The 18,939-nt window shown below is 46.9% G+C and carries 14 protein-coding genes; 2 read left to right on the top strand and 12 right to left on the bottom strand.

Features of this window, described 5'->3' with window-relative positions:
- Window positions 1-92: 92 nt before the first annotated feature.
- Window positions 93-5,582, bottom strand: coding sequence for a response regulator (locus QUA88_RS04545; RefSeq protein WP_333270466.1), 5,490 nt, complete (start codon window positions 5,580-5,582; stop codon window positions 93-95).
- Window positions 5,583-6,130: 548 nt separating this feature from the next.
- Window positions 6,131-7,498, bottom strand: a complete 1,368-nt coding sequence (locus tag QUA88_RS04540) for a hypothetical protein (RefSeq protein ID WP_333208330.1) — start codon at window positions 7,496-7,498, stop codon at window positions 6,131-6,133.
- Between the two features lie 812 nt (window positions 7,499-8,310).
- Between QUA88_RS04540 and QUA88_RS04535 the strand changes: the two genes are divergently transcribed.
- Window positions 8,311-8,760: a pyridoxamine 5'-phosphate oxidase family protein gene (locus tag QUA88_RS04535; protein ID WP_333262890.1), complete on the top strand. Its 450-nt coding sequence runs from the start codon at window positions 8,311-8,313 to the stop codon at window positions 8,758-8,760.
- A gap of 153 nt (window positions 8,761-8,913) precedes the next feature.
- Here the strand turns inward: QUA88_RS04535 and QUA88_RS04530 are convergent, their stop codons facing one another.
- Entirely contained in the window at window positions 8,914-9,429 is a 516-nt protein-coding gene (locus QUA88_RS04530; protein WP_333208332.1) for a hypothetical protein, read from the bottom strand.
- Between the two features lie 106 nt (window positions 9,430-9,535).
- Window positions 9,536-9,853 carry an alpha/beta fold hydrolase gene (locus QUA88_RS04525; RefSeq protein WP_333270462.1) on the bottom strand — a complete coding sequence of 106 codons (318 nt, stop codon included), beginning with the start codon at window positions 9,851-9,853 and terminating at the stop codon, window positions 9,536-9,538.
- Window positions 9,854-10,239: 386 nt separating this feature from the next.
- Between QUA88_RS04525 and QUA88_RS04520 the strand changes: the two genes are divergently transcribed.
- The gene (locus QUA88_RS04520) at window positions 10,240-10,734 is read left to right on the top strand and encodes a GAF domain-containing protein (protein WP_333053270.1); all 495 of its coding nucleotides are present in this window, start codon (window positions 10,240-10,242) and stop codon (window positions 10,732-10,734) included.
- Between the two features lie 189 nt (window positions 10,735-10,923).
- On the opposite strand, the gene QUA88_RS04515 is transcribed toward QUA88_RS04520, so the two are convergent.
- The 8 genes from QUA88_RS04515 to QUA88_RS04480 all read right to left on the bottom strand — a co-directional run bounded on the left by QUA88_RS04515 (window position 10,924) and on the right by QUA88_RS04480 (window position 18,929).
- Window positions 10,924-11,244 (bottom strand): XisI protein, encoded by a 321-nt coding sequence (locus tag QUA88_RS04515; RefSeq protein ID WP_333053271.1) that lies wholly within the window; start codon window positions 11,242-11,244, stop codon window positions 10,924-10,926.
- Window positions 11,232-11,648, bottom strand: coding sequence for a XisH family protein (locus tag QUA88_RS04510; protein ID WP_333262887.1), 417 nt, complete (start codon window positions 11,646-11,648; stop codon window positions 11,232-11,234). Before QUA88_RS04510 ends, QUA88_RS04515 begins: the two co-directional genes overlap by 13 nt.
- 43 nt (window positions 11,649-11,691) lie before the next feature.
- Window positions 11,692-12,882 (bottom strand): GIY-YIG nuclease family protein, encoded by a 1,191-nt coding sequence (locus QUA88_RS04505; protein WP_333208336.1) that lies wholly within the window; start codon window positions 12,880-12,882, stop codon window positions 11,692-11,694.
- A complete protein-coding gene (locus QUA88_RS04500) occupies window positions 12,875-14,950 on the bottom strand; it encodes a DEAD/DEAH box helicase (protein ID WP_333208337.1) in 2,076 nt (691 codons plus the stop codon). Before QUA88_RS04500 ends, QUA88_RS04505 begins: the two co-directional genes overlap by 8 nt.
- 70 nt (window positions 14,951-15,020) lie before the next feature.
- Window positions 15,021-16,682 carry an AIPR family protein gene (locus QUA88_RS04495; RefSeq protein WP_333107679.1) on the bottom strand — a complete coding sequence of 554 codons (1,662 nt, stop codon included), beginning with the start codon at window positions 16,680-16,682 and terminating at the stop codon, window positions 15,021-15,023.
- Window positions 16,683-16,887: 205 nt separating this feature from the next.
- The gene (locus QUA88_RS04490) at window positions 16,888-17,118 is read right to left on the bottom strand and encodes an addiction module protein (protein ID WP_333053276.1); all 231 of its coding nucleotides are present in this window, start codon (window positions 17,116-17,118) and stop codon (window positions 16,888-16,890) included.
- Between the two features lie 107 nt (window positions 17,119-17,225).
- Window positions 17,226-17,459, bottom strand: coding sequence for a type IIL restriction-modification enzyme MmeI (locus QUA88_RS04485; protein ID WP_333270456.1), 234 nt, complete (start codon window positions 17,457-17,459; stop codon window positions 17,226-17,228).
- A gap of 51 nt (window positions 17,460-17,510) precedes the next feature.
- A complete protein-coding gene (locus tag QUA88_RS04480) occupies window positions 17,511-18,929 on the bottom strand; it encodes an ATP-binding protein (RefSeq protein ID WP_333234015.1) in 1,419 nt (472 codons plus the stop codon).
- Window positions 18,930-18,939: the final 10 nt, after the last annotated feature.

Here is an 18,939-nt window from a genome sequence, read left to right as displayed (position 1 = left end):
ATTGGGCATTGGGAATTGGGCATTGGGCATTGGTAATTGGTTATTGAAACTGACAAATAACCAATAACAACCAACAAATAAAAAATAACAAATTACCCTATTTGCGATCGCAACTTCCCCGTTTCCAATTCCGTCTCAAAAGCCGCCCGCACCTTTTCCCACTCCGCTTGGGCTTCCAACAGGCGATCGCGCGCCGTACTCACATCAAAAACCTGTTCCCCTCCCGACTCAACCGCCAAGCGACCCATATATTCCAACTCCTTGCAAACAGCAGAAAAAGACACCGCTCCTAAATTGGCGCTGCTCGACTTCAGCGTGTGAGAAGCCAGCTTCAAACTATCAGCATCGCCGAGAAAAATAGCCTCCTTAATAGTTTCTAAATGTTGCGGTGCGTCTACCAAATATATCTTGATCAGCTCCCCCAAAAAATCCGGATCTTCATCATCGTCTAGCTCGCGGAGATTTTGCAAAATATGAAAATCAATCGGCGAATCGGCTCCCGGTTGAACGCTCGAAGATGCCGCAGCATCACTGTCAATGTCATCAGAAATATCTTGATTGTTTTCCTCTGTTACCGCATCCAATTCATCCCGAATCAGAGGTGAGCACTTGCTCAAGGCGATCGCCAACTCTTCCCGGCGTACCGGCTTAGTAATATAATCGTCCATACCTGCTTCCAGACACTTTTCGCGATCGCCCTGCATCGCATTAGCAGTCATCGCAATAATTCTCGGCTTCTTGTTAGCAGGCCATTCCTGACAAATGCGGCGCGTCGCTTCCAACCCATCCATATTCGGCATCTGCACATCCATCAGCACAACATCGTAAGATTGCCGCTTCAGCGCCTCCAAAACCTCCAACCCATTAGCCGCAATATCAGCCCGATATCCTATCCTGTCGAGTAAATGCGTAGCCACTTTTTGATTCACCACATTGTCCTCCGCCAGCAAGATCCGAATCTGACTAGAATTAGCTCCATCCTGTCCGGCAGAATTCGTCGCAACCTGCCTCAAAACAGCAGGCGTCCGCTGCGCGCGGTGTTGTTCTTGAGAATTTTCAAAATACTTCAATCCCGAAGTCAAAGTCACCACATTTGAAACTTCTCCCCTGCCGCTTCTGCCAGTAACATATCCAAAAACTTGCAGCAACACATTATAAAACTGGGACTGTTTTAAAGGCTTAGTTAAAAAAGCCGAAAAATGTACTTCTGTAGTTTCAAGTTTTTTCCAAACTTCCGCCTTACTTAAATAAGTAAACAGTACCAAAGGTAGTGCTATTTTGCGAGGGTTTTTAACGATGACATTCGGATTTAAGCCGTCGTCGCCAGACAAATTGCTCTGCTCAAATTTCCGAATCTCCACAGCCAAAGCCACACCGTCCATATCTGGTAGATTCATCGCCAAAATAGCTAAATCGAGCGGCGAGTTTCCTTTGATGATTTCCAAAGCCTCAGCACCCGAAGTTACAGCCACGGGTATCATTCCCCAAGACTCTGCCTGCCGGATCAAAACTTGCCGGTTAATGGCATGATGCTCAACAATTAACAAGCGCTTACCAGCGGCAAATTCCGGTCTTTTTTCCTCAGCCCGGATGTCATTCGCTTCAGCAGTCACCGTGAAATAAAAAATCGAACCCGAACCCGATATCAAGGGCGGAGTAAATTCTTCTGGCGACCTTCCAGCGATACTTTGTCCGGCAGAAACTCCCGGTTGAGACTTAGAACTTCGGGGATCAACCTGGCTGACAACCCACATTGTACCGCCCATCATATCGCTCAAACGCTGGCTGATAGCCAGTCCCAAACCCGTCCCGCCGTAATGTCGTGTTGTCGAAGCATCCACCTGCGAAAAAGCTTTAAACAGGCGATCCATCCGGTCTGGCGGAATACCAATTCCCGTATCTTGGACAGCAAATTGAATCTCGTATTGTTTGCTACGTGCCAACTCTCCCTGGTTAATTGCTAGCGGTTGTGGATCTAGAATATTAATTTTTTCCGGCGAACTCTTAGCAGCTACCGGTTCAATTTGCCTAGCCGTACAGCACACCACAATTTCTCCAGATTCTGTAAACTTAACTGCATTGCCCAGCAAATTTACCAAAATTTGGCGCAGTCTCGTGACATCTCCTAAAATGTTTTTTGGCACAGAATCATCAATAAAATAAGCCAACTCTAAACCTTTTTCTGAGGCTCTAGGAGCCAGTAATTCTAGAGATTCTTCTATACAGTTTTGCAGCTCGAAGGGGCTGCGTTCCAAATCCAATTTTCCAGATTCAATCTTGGAAAAGTCGAGAATATCGTTAATAATAGTCAGCAAAGCATCGCCGCTGGTACGAATTGTCTCCACAAAATCCCGCTGTTCTGGAGTTAGTTCCATATCCAGCAGCAAGCCCGTCATCCCGATGACCGCATTCATCGGAGTGCGGATTTCGTGACTCATCGTTGCTAAAAATTCGCTCTTAGCTCTATTAGCAACTTCCGCCGCTTGTCGTGCTTGATCCAAAGCTTCATTTTGCTCTGCTAACTGTCGCTGTCGCTGAACTTCGGTTTCTAAAAGTTGTGCTTGAGCTAAGGTAATGCCAACTTGAGCGGCAACATCTTCTAACAGTTCAATTTCGTCTGGATTCCACTGGCGAGTTGCATCGCACTGGTGCAAAGTAATAATTCCATTCGGTTCTCCTTGATAGGAAGTGCGAACAGCCAACATAGATTTTAATCCGATGCGGCGGCACATCGGCCCCGAAGATTCCAGCAAAGGATCGGCAAACACATCGGGAGATGCCAGGGCTATATCTTCAGCGAGAAGTTTTTCTGTGTAGGGGTTATAAGTGACAGAAAGTTCTAAATCTAAAGCCGATTCGTGACCGGGTTCTAAGTATTCCGCGACGCAAGGAAGGTGGGGATAAGGTTCCGAAAGATAGGTGTGAATTGTACAGCGATTGACACCAAATACGCGGCCGATTTGGGTGGCGGTAGTTTGAAAAATTTCTTGAGTGTCTAAAGTCGATCGCACTTTTTGAGTAATTTGTTTGAGTAGTAAAACGCGCTGGTACTGACGTTGCAAAGTTCGCTCTCGCTCTTCGCGGGCAATTTCTGCGCCGATGTAATTGCCCATCAACTTTAAAATTTCAAAATTCAGCGGTTTAAAAGGAGATTTAGTGGTGCGAGAAGTAAAGCTCAAAGTGCCATAAATTCGCCCTTGCACTATTACCCTCGTCCCCACAAAAGCCTCCAACTTGCGGACGCTGTAAGCGGGGTGGTTGCGCCACTGAGTAGTGCCGGCTGATTCGACAGAAATAGGTTCGCTCGATCGCAAAACCTCTCGCTCAAAGGTTCTGCTCAAAGCAAAACCGTCTCCTTTAGCAAATCCAAAGGGAAAATCTTCCGGTACATAAGCCGAAATCACTTCGTAGCGATCGCCCAAAACCCTGCCCAACAGCCCGATATCCATCCCAAACTGACTACAGCCCATCGCCAGCAACCGGATCGTTCGATCGTCAAAAGAGCCTTCCGAGCTCACCATTACCTCGTAGAGCGATCGAATTGCCCGCTCACTTTCCCGCAGTTCCTCAACTCCTTCGAGGCGGTTGCAGACATCGTGCAAAGTCCCGAAAATTCCCGCTATTTCGCCTTGCGAATTCCGGCGGACTTGGGCAAATAATTCTACGGAAACAAAGCCGGAATTACTGTGAATTCCCAAGGAGTTTTTTTCCGAAACCGACTTGGACTTAAATCGCAGTTCTCGCCGTTCAAATTCCGACTTCCCGGACAGCAAAGACTCCAATAAATTTGCACATTGCTCGCGCTCATCTGGATGCACCCACTCTAAAAAATTAGTTTGCAAACTTTCGGAAACCGCATAATTAGTAATTTCCGTCCAAGCGCGGTTGAGGAATTTCCAAACCCCCGCCGCATCTATGTGGAAAATTACTGTTGCTTTCAAAGAGTCAAATAGATGGAATTGTTCTCGATCGTGCTCGCGGTTTTTGACTTCAAACTGCTTGTTTAGAGTAATATCTGTATGAGTTCCTACTACCCGCAGCGGTTTGCCAGTAGCGCTGCGTAAAACTTGACCCCGGTTCAGCACCCAGACAGTGCTGCCGTCTTTACAGTACATCCGATATTCGGCTGCAAAATCCGGTGTCTTTTGGGCGAAGTGTTCTTCTAAAGCTGCCTTTACCGAGTCAATATCATCTCGGTGGATGCGACTCCACCATTCCGATCGGCGATTCGAGATTTCCCCTTCTTGGTAGCCCAGCATTTCTTGCCACCGCGCCGAATAAAAAAACTCATCTGTTTCGAGATTCCAGTCCCAAATCCCCTGATTGTTGACTGCAGGGGGGAGATTTGGCCGCTCTACGAAACTGTGGTAAGAAATTTCAGCCATCTCGTGGCTATTTGCTGCTGTCCGCTGTATTTCTGCTGAGAGTTTTTTGTATTGAGCGTTGCTAGATTCTAGCTGGCGCTGCAAAGCAATTAAGCCAGAATGCAGAGATTTGGAATCCAGCGCTTGTAAAAGGATAGTTTTAGGATTAATAATCCCGATCGGGTGATTTGTTTCGTTGATGACTAATAAAGGCAACTGGCAGTAGTGTTTTTGCAGCAGCGCCACGGCTGCTTCGAGGCTAGAGTGCGATCGCACCAGTGGCGGCGAACTGCTGCAAATTGCTCCCGCTTTAATTTTGTTAGAGTCTCTTCCCAGCGCCTGCAACTGCACGATATCCCGCGAACTTACCACCCCAACCAGTTTGTGAATGTTGGGATTTGTAAATTTGGAATTGTGAGCAGCACCAGTCGAGTGTTGATCGGGGGTTTCAGTGATTAATACATAACTAACATTGTGTCTAAACATCAGTTGCGCCAAGTAGCGAACCGAAGAATTAGAAGGAGCGTGAATTATTCGTGAGGCTGCTATTTGAGGGATTTGATAAAGTTTAATTAAACTTGCGGGCAGCTCTAATTTATGATGCACAATTGGTAGCGGCGGAGGGAACGCGAAAGCCGCAGGTAGCGAAGCGCTGCTAATTGCTTTTGGTGTCGATTCCCCAATTCCCTGCAACATTTGCACCAAGCTTTGAGAGCTAATTAAACCGACAAGTTCTTCAGCCTCGCTGACGACTGGCAAATGGCTGATCTGATTTTTCTCCAGCAGATTTGCTAAGGCAAAAAAGTCGGGAATTTCCGATTCTCTGGCTACAGTTACGGTTCTGATCATGATTTGCTCGATCGCAAATCCCCTCAAAGCAGCGCCGATCGAATTTAGCTGTACGATATCTCGCGCTGTAAAAATCCCCAGCACTGTCTGGCTGCTAGGATAGGGAGCTTTTGAGCCGTTGAGAGGCCGCCCGTTGCCTCCTGCGTGTAGCGCACGCGGTACACCGTTGTAGAAACCCGACTGTTCCCGCGATTGTGGGGAAGTCCCGTTCGTGGGATTTCCGAGTTGATAATTCCCGCGCGGTTCTACCACGAGGACGTAACTGGCTCCTGTGCTACTCATCAGCTCGATCGCCTTTTCTACGGGCGTCTCAGGGGTGACGGTGAGGGGATTGCGGTTGATGACCTGACTGAGGGAGGGAATAAACATCAGGGGGCATAAAAGTGATATTTGTTGGAAAAAGCCGATCGCGAGCAGCAGGTTGATTGAGAGGCTTTACCCGCGAGATTTCCAAGCGCGCTCAAAGTTTCTGTACGATTCAACTCACCCATACTTCCAGCATCTTGGCATTTAAAATTAATTCCGTGCCATATCCTGATAATTGACGGCTTCTGACTTCCAGAACCAATGCTATCTGCCAGAGGGCGGACATGAAGGCGGGCGGGTAATTCCTCGCCTAGCCTAACTGCTGCGGGTTTACGAGCAAGAATTTCTGCGATTGTCTAGACTGCACCCTACTTTCTGCCCCTCAACGGAACTCTCGCTCACATTCTGTTTGAGGCCAGATACCTGCACCCTACCAATTTACCAGCGACAGGAGGGGAATCACAACATGACATTTAGGTATTGCAACTGTGCAATTGGGGGTTCGAGGGTTCGAGGGTTCCAGGGTTCCAAGGCCAAGCAGGCAGAAAATAAATAATTTTGAGCATAACTAATTCTATCTTATCCCAATTATGGCCCAGAGGATTTGAGCTTCAATTCTGGCGATCGAACTTGATGAGAATAGCGCTGTTCCCTGCCAGTGTAAAACTCGCATTGCCACCCTTGAGCCTTAAGCTACCAACAACCTCATCCATTGTTTTAGAACTGAACTCCCGCACCGTGCCATTACCAGTTTTTATCAGCTCCGAAATATCAGCATTAACAGTGTAAGATGTTGCTCGGTCATTGACAACCAGCAAGTAAACATTCTTGCTAGCATCAAGAGTTGCAACTGCCATTAAATCCGAACTATTAGTGATAGGAAAAAAGGTAGCTTTCCCGCCCTGCAAAGCCCTAATTCCCATCCGTAAAGCATAGTAGCCTGCGCGCCGTTTTCCCCCGTCCCCTAGCAAACCTTCCGCCCCTGCGGGCTTGCCCCAGTCGTACAAACAGAATATGTGACTGCCGTCAATATAATTATCCCCCGGTTGAGAACCTCGAATCAAATTCTTAATCAAATTTAAAGCTAAAGATAAATCACCGTAGCTCATGTTGTAAGTTCCCCATTCTCCTACCCAAAGCTGCGAGTTAGCGCGGACAGTACCGTTCATCCAGCCGCGCACTTTGCGGGTGTAGCTAGAAATATCTGCATCGTAGTTGTGGACATTGACTGTATCGAAATAATTCGGTATTTCCTGCAAAGCACTAGCCGGCCAATTGCTGCCGCCTATGGTTTTCGGGCCGTGGATGCGGTAAGTGCGCGAAGGCAAATAAGTTTTATAAACAAAGTCGATCGCATCTTTTGCCACCTTAACCAATTCAAAATAGTCAGCCCTAGTCCCGCCCCAACCCTGATCGCGATTGTCCGGTTCGTTGTGAATTTCCCAATCATCAACGCGGTAATCATTGCGAACATTCAGCCAATAAACCGTAGCAAAAACGTGTTCCCACCACTCGTTCCAATCTTCTCCTGTGCGCGGCGGATTCAGTTGCAGTGCCCAACTGGGATTCCAGTTATTATCAACATTACGAATACTCACAACCGGGCGAATATTTGCTTGTTTGAGACTATTAAAAATAGTCCTGGCATTGCCTTGCCAAACCCTACCTGGTCGTCCCGACCACCAATAATCGCTACCCTGGGGCGGATTAGTCATCATCTGATCCCAATGTGCCCAATTAATTATATTGGGATTTGTCTTAATTTCGTCAATAGATGGCCAACCGTATTTACCATCGTCGTCTTCAGCTTCCCATCGAGACATACCCCCGTAAATGCGGTAGGTATTAATTCCCAAATCTTGCAAATCTTTGATGTCGAAATTGATATTGCCTTCGACTGCACCGATGTAGCGAGTGCTGACACCCGCAGCAGTGCCGGAAATTTTAATTGTTTCGATGTTTTGAGCAAAAGTTGTCATTCCGATGAACAACCCTAGGCTGATGGCAATTAAAACACCTAGAAAAAAAATCAGAATTCTAGTTTTTGATAACACGTGATTATTAACTACTAATTTAGGTTATTTTCTGTTCGAGGTAAATATACCCATCGCTAATCTAACTTAACGGGCGATCGAGTTTGTTAGCTATTGTAATAAAAAAGCATTAACTATACCAATTTCCCGAATTAACACATAAAGTAAAATAGCACAGGTAGCAGTCAAAAGTGAAGGTTCACCTCGAACAACCACAGTAAAATATTTGGGTATAACAATTAACCATATAAATTGCGTTAAATATCTGGCGGGGTGACAACGCCGCCGGAAACCCAGCCAGGCCTCATATTTGATCGACTTGTGTTAAAAAAGATAGGTCAGAGCATTCCAAGGGACGATCGCCTTTTGTTCGCGGGTAACAACAAAACATGGACGCCCAAGCTGCAGATAAAGTGAGTTTGGGCTTGATCTGGGCTGAAAATTTGTTTAAGTCCCGTTAGGAAAAAACGCTTTTATTAATTAATTAGACGATCGCCATTTAATAAAAACATTAAACCCTCAGCAATTGCCGAGGGTTTATTTCCCAAATCCTACAATTTTCCCCACAAAAAATATATCGGTCTAAAGGTAGATGATATTGGTGACCAACCTAGGTTATGCTCGGAGAACTTCTATACTTGTTTATAGCCACAAAACAGGCGCATCAAAAATGCAATAATTAGACCCAAAGCCCCACTCGTGAAGCAACCTAAAACATCGATGGATTTCTCTAGAGTAAGTCTTAAAGGAGCATAAAAATGTTAGATATTGATGAAATGAGTTCAAAAGAAATACAAGAACTTTTGCAGCAAGTAGGACACGGACACCTCGGCTGTGTATTTGAAGGGCTTCCCTACGTTGTGCCAATGCACTATTATCTCCAAGATTCGGACATATACATTTTCACAACAGTCGGGATGAAAACGAAGTATATCGACGGCAATCCAGAAGTCTGCTTGCAAGTGGAAGAAGTCCGCGATATGGAACACTGGCGCAGCGTTGTCGTGAACGGGCGAGCAGAACGCCTTACGCAGCAGGAAGACATCGATCGCGCGATGGAATTGGTCAAAGAACACAACCCCAAACTTTCGCCCGCCATCAATCGCACCTGGATTGACTCGCAAGGGCGTGCGGAGACCATCGCAATTTACCGCATTCAGCCCTGGGAAATGAGCGGGCGCACGACGGAGGGAATCAGCAGTCGGTGAACGTCGAGACTCACTTGTTACCGGGTTTTTTACGAAAATACTTAATTAAGATTTTCAATCTCGGTAAAAAACCCGGTTTACGATCGTCAGAGCGCCTCCAACACTAGAAATTACAAAAAAGTGCGGCCGGAGAAAATAGTGCCAAATATCAGCTCAAACAGCTTTGCTTGCCAAAAAATCTCTCATGTACCGATTCACTAACTGCGGCTGTTCCTGCTGCACCCAGTGGCTGCAATTAGGAATGTAATGAATCTGAAAATCCCGCACGTAATCTGCGGTTCCATAGGTTAACTCTTTGCCGAGGGCCGCATCTTTTTCTCCCCAAATCATCAGCGTCGGAACTTCCAGCACGCTCCAATTCTGGCGATCGAGAAATCCGCGAGCAATATTGCGGTAATAATTGATAGTAGCAGTCAGAGCGCCCCGTTTGGCAGCGGCATCTTTGTAAGCTTCGATATCTGAGGGACTAAAGGTGCTTTTGTCAACTGCCATACCTTCCAAAGCAGCCGAAATTGCTTGATAGTCGTCCCACTGAATTAACAACTCCGGCAAAACTGGCAACTGAAATAAAAAGATGTACCAACTTTTCAGCAATTGTTGGGGAGTGCGTAACCCTTCAGCAAACTTGGCCGGATGCGGTAGATTCATCACAATTAATTTATCCACCATTTCGGGATAAGCATAAGCAAAATTCCAGGCGATCGCACCTCCCCAGTCGTGACCAACTAAGGATCGCGAATTAAATAACTTACAATTTTAATTGTTATTGTGGAAGTTATTTAATTCTCATTCCTAAGACGCAACTTTCGTATCCCAAACCCTGAATAATGCCCTTGACATCTTGCACAAACTCTGCCATCACGTAAGCAGATCGATCGTGAGGTTTGTCGCTGTCGTTGTAACCTCTGAGATCCACAGCGACAACTTTATAATCTGATGCAAATTCTGGGATTTGATGCCGCCAAGAATACCAAAATTCAGGAAATCCGTGCAGCATCAGCATCAGCGGCCCAGAACCTTGAGTGACATAGTGCAGTTTGATGCCGTTCGTAGGGATAAATTCGTGTTTCCAAGCAGCTTCTAGCACAGACATATTTGATGCTTCCTCTAGCTATCGAGATAGCTTACCAGTTCCTCTCTTTAAGAGGAACCAACTTTAGGCATATCTAGCCATTCTCACAGCACTTGTAAACTCTTCCTTTTCTCTTCATTTGTGGAACAGGCGTCCCATCGGTGGTTCTTCGCGAAAAAAAGCCGTAGCTTGCGGGGCCCGACGCCATTGCCCGTTTCCCAAAAAGATTGCTATCTCTGTCAAAATAATAGTATAATGTTGCTGGCATCCAGACAACTGTTAAGCCAAAAATTACTCATTTTAGAGCGCGCGAAAATCTCGAAGCGCAAGAAATTGAGTTTTGTTGATAGCGCCAGTTCAATAATTAAGATCGGGCGAGTGTACTAGGAACTAAAGGAGTTAATACTATGTCGGGCGATCGCCTGCAAAACATTGTTAACCGCTTGACAGATCGTCTAAAGCGCGATGTATTAGTTGAAAAATCCCTCTACGACATTCGAGAAGTTTTGCAGAGCGATCGCGCGGTGCTTTATCATTTTTACAAACAGTGGCAAGGTCGAGTGACTTACGAGATGTTAAGTGCGATCGAACTCTCAATCTTGGGTTCAACGGGGCCAGACGAATGTTTTAGCGGCGAATACGCTGCTTTGTACGAAGCGGGCAGAGTTAAAGCAATTGCAGATATTGAAGTAGAACCAATTAACCCATGTCACCGAGATTTTCTGCTTAGCCTGAAAGTTCGCGCCAATTTAGTCGTGCCAATTTTAACAAACAAAGGACTGTGGGGGCTGTTAATTGCTCATCAGTGCAGCGGGCCCCGCACTTGGTCGCGATCGGACATTGAATTCATGCAGCAACAAGCACAAAATATGGCAATGTCTCCCACAATTCAAGATAGTTAATATTTAATCCCAGATTCTGCTTGGTGACAGTTGGGGTATCGAGCATAAAATATATATGCGAAAACCGAGACAGAAATATTTACACATATATAATGTTGCAAAGCTTACGGGAAGAGAATTTCAGATTCTATTTTGTGTAATTAATTCTGTCTAACTACTTATCCATCTAACTGTTCCAAACCTTGGTCTCTAGGAATAGTTGGTGGCAAGGAGTTTTCGGATGCTGGGGGAGCGAAACCCAAGAATGATATCTTGAGGAGACACGCCGCGTTGAATCAGTTCTCGATCGATGTAGATTTCGGTACTGTTGTGTTGAATCCAGATTTGATTTTCGATGATATCAAGCTGCATGGCACACCCATAGATGCGATATTCGTCGCGCCATTCGTTGTGCATAACGAGGTATCGATCGCGGGCGAAATCGAATATTAGCTGAGCATTTGCGTCATTTTTAGAAAAGTCTTCGAGAAAGTCACAAACAATTTTGCGGTATTCGTTTAGTCTATCCATTGGTCGATCGCCTCACGAGTTGGATTATAAACAATTAGTCGAATTTCATAACGTTCGATGACAGTTTTTGCGGGTTCAAACCTGAGAAACATTTGGTAGGTATCGGTGGGCACTGCCAGATAGAGTATACGTTCGGGTTCGCTAGAGACTTCGAGGGCAACGCGATAGTTGAGGAATTGACCGAGGGCAGTGTGGAATTCAGAAATGGTGGAGCCACCTACGAAACTTTTGACTTCTACAGCTATTTTACGTCCTTCTTTTTCAGCGGCGATCGCTTCTTCGGCTGCAAGATCGATGTAGACATCAGCAACACCATAGCGTAACTGGTAGGGATCGTGGGTAATCTTCCAGCCATCTTTTTGTAGGGCGATTTTGACCCTGTTGTGGAAGAGATCCTTTGCCATTTTTAGTTTGGGTTCTAATTGGACGTATTCCCCTTAGATAGCATTACGATCGCGTGAGACTTGCTGTTTCCCGATCGTACCGGAATTGATCGAGGGTTCCTTCCTTGATTTTTTCGATCGCCTCCTCAATGACTTCTAGTGGAACGAGGAACCACTCCCTTGGCTGCACTGGTATACCGAAGCGATCCTGTAATTCCAAATCCAATCGAGCACTGGCGAAGAACTTCTGAAGGAGTGCCTCAAGTCGCTTCCGGTTCATATTTGCCAGTTTGAATTTTGCGACGATTTCCACATCTGCTAGTAGATAGGTGGGGTCTTTCTTGGCGTTGGCAATTCGGCTTTTTACGTCTCCTCCGGTGACGCCGATCTTGTGAATAATAGACCGATTCTCCGCAATGAAGGGGTGATCCGATTGGCTCCTGAGCACGTAAATGTACCCAGTTGGTAAGTCGTCTGCTGCTTCAATGTGAGAAAATAGGGGGCCGAAATCTGGGGTGGTGATGCGGCGGCTGGCCTTGTCTTTATTTAAAGCACGCTGGAGCGATCGCAACAGCAAATCGCTCTCGGTGGCATTGTCATAAACCACCCTCAACCGGCAGTCCGATCGACCATAGTCGCTGACAAACGGCTCACCCATATCGACCACCATCACCTTCTGCCCATCAAGGATGAACAAATCACCTTCCTTGACGGCTGCATAGTCTTGATATTTGATGGTTTGCCGTTCCCCCGACTGCAATTGCCGTTGCACTTTGTCAAAGATGGGTTTGAATTCATCAAAGTCCTGACAGGGAGTACGTTGGGCGATTTCCTCGGCTGCTTTGATTTCGCTGCGCGATCGCACATGAGTAAGCTGGGTAACGTCGTTCTCTGAGGCTGCATCGACTCCCAGGGAGGCCAGCAGTGCTTCATCTGTCAGATTGCTTTCTGTGATCGGGCTGGCATCAGTCTCAGCATCTAACAGTCTGCGTGAGTCTAGGGGTTCCAAGACTGCACGACATTCCTCCGATTCTCGCAGGCGATCGAGCCGTACTGCATAAAGCCGCTCGAAGATATCGCGATCTTCCCCATGCTGGGGCAGTCTGCCATATTCTTCCACAAACCGCTCGATCTCCTCAAAGCCTGCGACGATCCGCTCTTCTCTGGCAGAACGCTGGCCGGAGGGTTCGGGGGTCATGTCCATGCCCAATTCACCGAGCAATTCCAAATCATCATCGGTGGTGTACTTAGGCATTAGTTTCCTCCTTCACTTTGCGTTGCAGGAAGGCAACTCCTTCTGCCATCCGTTTTTCCCAGGGATCGACTGCTGTGAGAGAGGGCAACCTGCCTTTTTCTTGCTTGAACCGCAGCGCCCGTTTGGCTAATTCCCGCGCTTCTTCCACGCTAAGGGTTACTCGCTTAGCCGCAATGACTTCTGCCACCTGCTTCAGCCGTTCTTCGCTCATGGACTTAGCCAGAATGGCATAGGCTTCGCCAAAGGGATTGATGCGATCGATCAGATCCATATCGAGGTCTGTTACCGATAGGGCGAACTTCCTCACCCCATCGAGGAGTGAGGTGTTTTTCGCTGCTTCCCCACCACCAGGATTTGTGGCGTACTGCCCACCACTTTCGTTCATGGTTTTTTTAGCTTGTTGGACGAGGGTTAGGGCGGCGATCGCGTGTTGGCGGACGGCTTCTCGATCTTCCGCTTCTAGATTTGGGAACTTCTCTTTGACGATTTTGCCCATGCGAACTTGGGTGAGTTCTTCCGGCACCAGTTCTTCATCAAATAGGCCGCGCTCGATCGTTGGCTTATCTTGGACAAAAGCCGTCACCAGTTCGGTCAAGTCTTCGCGGCAGATGCGTTCGGCTTCCGGGCTCTTGGGTTCGGCTAATCCCTTAATTTCCATTTGAATCAGGCCTCTCTCTGGATTGATGCCTACGTTGCACTTGCCAGGATTGTAACCATCTTCCCCGTAGTCGAAACCCGGTGTTGGTTGATTGTCGGGGCGCTTGGGTTTGAACTCGAAGCGCGGCGCGAGCACCTGCTCCATCAGTAGGCTGGCCGCAATGGCTTTGAGCGTGTCGTTCACTGCCTCGGTGACGGCAGATTCGGCGGCATCCGGCTCGGCAATCAGGTTGGTGAACCGAGCGCGGGTTTTCCCTGGTGCATCGCGGGTGGCGCGACCGATAATCTGAATAATCTCTGTCAAACTGGAGCGGTAGCCGATCGTCAGGGCGTGCTCGCACCAGATCCAATCGAAGCCCTCTTTCGCCATGCCGAGGGCGATGATGATGTCCACACGATCGCGATTGTTCTTCTGGGTGGGGTCTTTTAGGGCGGTGGCGACTTTATCCCGTTTGGTGGGGTCGTCGTCTACGAGATCGGCGATTTTGAGGATCGTGCCGTCGGCGGTTTTGACGAGTTGAAATCCCGTGTTGGGATCGGTGCCTTGCCATTCGCCCAGTTCCTCGATGATGTGCTCCACCTCGCGGATCTTGTCCTTCGTACTTTCGCGGGAGTTGACGTTGGGAATGTGCAGGATGGTTTTCTCTTTGGGGTTTAGCACCTGCACGATTTCGTCGGTGTAGCTACCCGCGTAGAAGTAGTAGCCGATGTCGAGTTGCTTCAGGTATTGGTAGCCGTTGAGCTGTTCGTAGTAGGTGTAGGTGACGGTATCGAATCGGGATTCGTCTTCGGGGTGCAACACAGCTTCGGCATCGCCACGAAAGTAGGAGCCGGTCATGGCTATGATGTGGGTTTTGTCGCGGGCCATGAGTTGGCGCACACGATCGCCCAGCTTGTTGTCTGGGTTGGACGAAACATGATGAAATTCGTCTATGGCGATTAGGCGATCGTCTAAGATTTCGATACCGAATTTGTCCACGGCAAAGCGGAATGTGGCGTGAGTGCAGACCAGAATCTTGGCATTGCTGGCTAGAAACTTCTGCACCGCGCCCACTTTGCCGCCGTCGTTTCCCGGTGCGTCGCAGAGATTCCACTTCGGCTCAACTTGCCAATCGGCCCAAAAGCCAAACTGACTCAGCGGCTCATCGTGGAAGCTGGAGCCGATCGCCTTTTCTGGTACTACGATGATGGCTTGTTTGAGGTTCTGGTTCTCTAGTTTGTCCAAGGCGATGAACATCAATGCCCGACTTTTGCCGGAGGCGGGAGGCGATTTGATCAGGAGGTATTGTTCGCCGCGCTTTTGGTAGGCGCGTTCTTGCATGGGGCGCATACCGAGGGCGTTGGGGCGGGTGGAGGTGCCATCCTGGGCGTAGGTGACGGAAACTGAGGGAATCGCGATCGGTTTGCTCATGGGTGGTAAACTTTGGTTTTGCGATTGACAGGCTGTTCGGTAGCACTTATCGGACATTCATTTTGGTAAGTCAAAGTCTACTGATTAAATCGCCACGCCGAAAGGTTGCAGATAGCTGCTGTAAGGAAATCTCTTGTTCGCCATAAAGATCTTGCAGCGCACGTTGAATATCCTGTACTGAGGCATCGAAATAGGCTTCGCTATTTTGTTCAATCAGATGCTGTGCCGATTGAAAATTCTGATGGCTAATGTCTTTCATCTGAATATTCAAATCAGCAAGAAGCTTGCGTCCCATCTGCATGGCAATAAAGCATGAAGCATAGCGAACAACATCTGGATCGGCAGGATTTGGTCTTTTGCGACGATTTTCTGCAATTCTGTAAAGCTGAACGGCAATTACAACTTGCGATCCGCTCAATTGGTCGGTGAAGATTGCGTCATAAAGTTTTCCGAAATGCTCGCGCGAGAAGAATTTTGCTTGATGAGGCTTTTCTCGCCAAACAGATAGTATGGCTTCAGCAGCTACTCCTGAAGTAATATCTATCGGACGGGTACTAGAATCAGAACGCTTCCGGCGGTAATTGAATCCTAATTGCTGAATATCTATTTCCAGTCTTTGCTGGAGTTCGTCATTAGCGCGTAAATCTTTAAGATCTACTGGATTTTGACTATTAGTAGCATAAGTGATTCTTTGAACTAAACTTTCGTTTTCATGAGGTAATTGATAAAGTCGAAGCAGAACATAAGCTTGGGCATTTTCATGAAGCAAATTGTTGTCACGCAAAGTTTTGAATATGGTCAGACAGGTTTGGCCTCCATTGATAATTTGTAAATTTTCGACACGCACCTGATAATTACCATCTTGCAAAGCGTTGTACGAAAAGTTTTCACAAGTTAGGGTTATCCCATTATTGTAAAAGTAGAAATTGTTCTTCTCATCGCTGGTTAAAGTGTTTCTAATAGCCTCATTGACGCGATTACCTTGCAAGCCTAAGTAACGACGAATATTCCGCTCTAATAATCGTTCACCATGTCGTTCAATTAGTGCTGCGATTTCGGTGACGGAAATTCTGCCAACTAATACTCGGCTAAATTCCATATCTTCAACGATCGCCTTGCCACTTAGTTGCAAAGAATCTTTTACGGGTTTGGAAGCTTGCAGAATTTTGACCAAGCGTTCGTGATTAATATGCTCCCACGTAACTTGACTGCCGAAGCCAGTGCGTTCAATAGCTTCCTGTGCAGACGCATTCCAATTTAGGCCATTGTTACAGGCTAATGCCCGAACCTGTGGGATGTAACCATCCCGAATCAAACTACGAGCTTCTTCGACTTTTGCGAGCAGTCGTTGATTAATATGTTCTAGTCTAGCTGCTGGATTAAATAAGTATTGAATTGCGTTGATTAAACTTTCAATGCCTTCTTGGGGAAAGTTAGAATCTCCTGCTAGCTTGTTTTTGTATTTTGCTTGAAACAAGCTAACTGTAAATTCACCATCATACTCTTCGGAAATGTGCATGGCATCTACGCCAAAGTCACCAGATCCTTCGGTCAGGCACTCGAAAGCGTCGTCATCTTCTAAATCCAAGATGGTTCTAACACATAGGTATACAAATGCGAGGGACTTGATTTTACCTTCATCTTGGATGTGCAATTCTTCGGCGGACTTTTGACGAATATCGTTAACGACTGATGCTAAACGTTGGTCAATGATAGATGCATTAATGTCCATGTACTTATTTACTTAGTATGTTCTCAAGAATTCGCTTCATTCAGTCTAGGCGGGAATATGGTCGGCTTGATTATGAGATAGTTGAGAATTTTTAATTCTTTTGCTGAAGCCAGTTAGTTAAATCGACGATATTCGTAAAACCCTTCAAGTCTAGATTGCACAGCCTCTGCATATTCTTGCAGGGCTACTGGGTGAAATTCATATTTCATTGCTGTGCAAGTTGCCGTATTTGGGCTAAGGCAATATCTCCGGGAATGGTTTGAACTGCGCCGCTATCAATTTCGGCAATGCGTTCTTGAGCTTTCTGCACGCCTTCTAATAAAATATCTCGATCGATTTGTCTTTCCATGCTCTCCACAATTTTGTCAATGAGGATAGCCTTGGCTGCATCTGGTAATGCAGTTGCTTCTGAAATGAGTTGGTCTAGGGTTAGCATTGGCTCGTTTGGCTATAAGAGGCTAGTCTGATTTTAACATTTTGTATTTAACGGGTCATTTTGGTAGCTCGTAGGCGCAAGCCGGGGCGCAGCCATCGCACTTCTCCTCATTTACCTCCTTTAGGTTTGGCAGATTTTTTCGATGATGCCTGCTGACTGGTCATTTTTGTGTACAATTCAAACAGTTTTTCCAGGCGTTCGGTGTCGTTTTTGAAGCGGCGATCGAGGTAGATGCGATCGTGCAGCGACTTCTTTGGAGTAGCGTGGTCTGCGCGGAGGTTGGGGGGCATGGTTTCAGGGTGACTCCCATTTGCTTTTAAGCACTTAAATCCTTGATTCATCAGGGTTTTAAGCTTTGGATCTTCGTTATGTGGATTTGCGTTTAAGCACTTTCAGGCCCAAAAAGGGAGGTAACGAGCATAGCGAGTCGAGGTAGAAGCAGAGTCATCTGCTTTGATTAACCCCGCTTCCTTGGTAGCACCAATCACTTGAGAGACCAAGACATTCTTTGACTCGTCAAACCCAAAGCGCTCTCGTAGGGTCTGGTTCGACATCTGTCGGTTGCTGACGTATAGCAGGCAGCAATGCTGATAGCAGGCTCGAATTCGATCGGATTTACTCATGTCAGAAAAATCTTGGTAAGCGAATAGGATGGATATTGTGCGTGTCTCCCCGACCCGAAAATCTGGCGCAGGTAGTTGAAAGACCTCTGCCGCACTCACTACTTTGTCAATACCACTACCCTTTTCTTCGCAAATGCCAAAACGACGCATGAGGTCGGCAAGTTGCTCATTGCGCGAACGATATTCGTCAATAAAGCGTTCTACTTGAATGGGTGGGATGCCGGGATTAGAAATTTCAATCCGATCGTTATACATCTCGATCATCACTGAAGCGCCTGTGGCTAGAAACTCCTGATGCACTAGAGCATTAGCAATCAACTCTCTGAGTGCCTGTTTTGGGAACATCTTAATTTCTTCCCGCATGACTTCTTCAATGAATCGATTTTGCGGTGCTGCTGAATGGACGAAATCGACTAAGCCTTCAAAGCCAACTGCATAGCCACGATTGTCTGTCTTATCGTCGCGGGTTTGGAGCTTGTTTATCCCCTCATAAATAACGACACGGGGGGCTTTACGAGCTAAGGCAGAGGAGAAGGCATCCAGCTTTTTCGCCAGAAGAATAGCAGCGAGATTTGTGATTGTCCAACCTTGAGAGGTTTGTTTGATTAAATCTTGACTCTGCAATCGTTCCAAGACCGCATCGCGACTGGTTGGGTAGGGTATGTCTAGCAGCTCAAAGTATGTTTGGGTATCGAGGAGCGCAATGATATCATCAGGGCTGGCATCCGATCGAGCGCATTGGGAAAACCAGTCCTGTTGATCTTCCGCAAAAATGCGTTTGAGCATATCCGGTGTCATTGGCACCAAATCTTCACCCGCCCGCATTAAATATGCACCCTCAAACGTGAATGCTTGCCCTACGGGACGGGTGGGTATTTCAAAAACTAATACCCGACCATTGGAATGGTTTAACTCTGTAACTTCTACCCGAAATCTCAGCTTCTCAACTATTAAAGCTTTAATATCATTAAGAGAAGTTGCAGATGGAAACGCTTGCGTCCCGACTACATTTCGAGGCGGTTTATTGGTGACACCGAAGACGAGATGACCACCACCCTCATTGGCTAAAGCTATGCAGTAACGCAAAAGTTTTGTTGTGTCATATTGCTGTTTAGCTTCCTTAAATTCAAGCCTCTCTGTTTCAGCGGGAGCGAGCAACCATTGCTCTAGATTTTCAAGAGTAACCATATTGTTCTTT

The sequence above is a fragment of the Microcoleus sp. D3_18_C2 genome, from assembly GCF_036702395.1.
In the GTDB taxonomy this organism is placed as follows: Bacteria; Cyanobacteriota; Cyanobacteriia; order Cyanobacteriales; family Microcoleaceae; genus Microcoleus.
The sequence above is the reverse complement of the archived record's forward strand: the minus strand, read 5'-3'. Positions and strand labels throughout refer to the sequence as shown.

Excerpts from the sequence above, each read along its gene's own strand:
- QUA88_RS04545 (WP_333270466.1), bottom strand. The coding sequence starts at position 5,582 with ATGTTTATTCCCTCCCTCAGTCAGGTCATCAACCGCAATCCCCTCACC.
- QUA88_RS04540 (WP_333208330.1), bottom strand. The coding sequence starts at position 7,498 with ATGACAACTTTTGCTCAAAACATCGAAACAATTAAAATTTCCGGCACT.
- QUA88_RS04535 (WP_333262890.1), top strand. The coding sequence starts at position 8,311 with ATGTTAGATATTGATGAAATGAGTTCAAAAGAAATACAAGAACTTTTG.
- QUA88_RS04530 (WP_333208332.1), bottom strand. The coding sequence starts at position 9,429 with ATGGTGGATAAATTAATTGTGATGAATCTACCGCATCCGGCCAAGTTT.
- QUA88_RS04525 (WP_333270462.1), bottom strand. The coding sequence starts at position 9,853 with ATGTCTGTGCTAGAAGCTGCTTGGAAACACGAATTTATCCCTACGAAC.
- QUA88_RS04520 (WP_333053270.1), top strand. The coding sequence starts at position 10,240 with ATGTCGGGCGATCGCCTGCAAAACATTGTTAACCGCTTGACAGATCGT.
- QUA88_RS04515 (WP_333053271.1), bottom strand. The coding sequence starts at position 11,244 with ATGGATAGACTAAACGAATACCGCAAAATTGTTTGTGACTTTCTCGAA.
- QUA88_RS04510 (WP_333262887.1), bottom strand. The coding sequence starts at position 11,648 with ATGGCAAAGGATCTCTTCCACAACAGGGTCAAAATCGCCCTACAAAAA.
- QUA88_RS04505 (WP_333208336.1), bottom strand. The coding sequence starts at position 12,882 with ATGCCTAAGTACACCACCGATGATGATTTGGAATTGCTCGGTGAATTG.
- QUA88_RS04500 (WP_333208337.1), bottom strand. The coding sequence starts at position 14,950 with ATGAGCAAACCGATCGCGATTCCCTCAGTTTCCGTCACCTACGCCCAG.
- QUA88_RS04495 (WP_333107679.1), bottom strand. The coding sequence starts at position 16,682 with ATGGACATTAATGCATCTATCATTGACCAACGTTTAGCATCAGTCGTT.
- QUA88_RS04490 (WP_333053276.1), bottom strand. The coding sequence starts at position 17,118 with ATGCTAACCCTAGACCAACTCATTTCAGAAGCAACTGCATTACCAGAT.
- QUA88_RS04485 (WP_333270456.1), bottom strand. The coding sequence starts at position 17,459 with ATGAATCAAGGATTTAAGTGCTTAAAAGCAAATGGGAGTCACCCTGAA.
- QUA88_RS04480 (WP_333234015.1), bottom strand. The coding sequence starts at position 18,929 with ATGGTTACTCTTGAAAATCTAGAGCAATGGTTGCTCGCTCCCGCTGAA.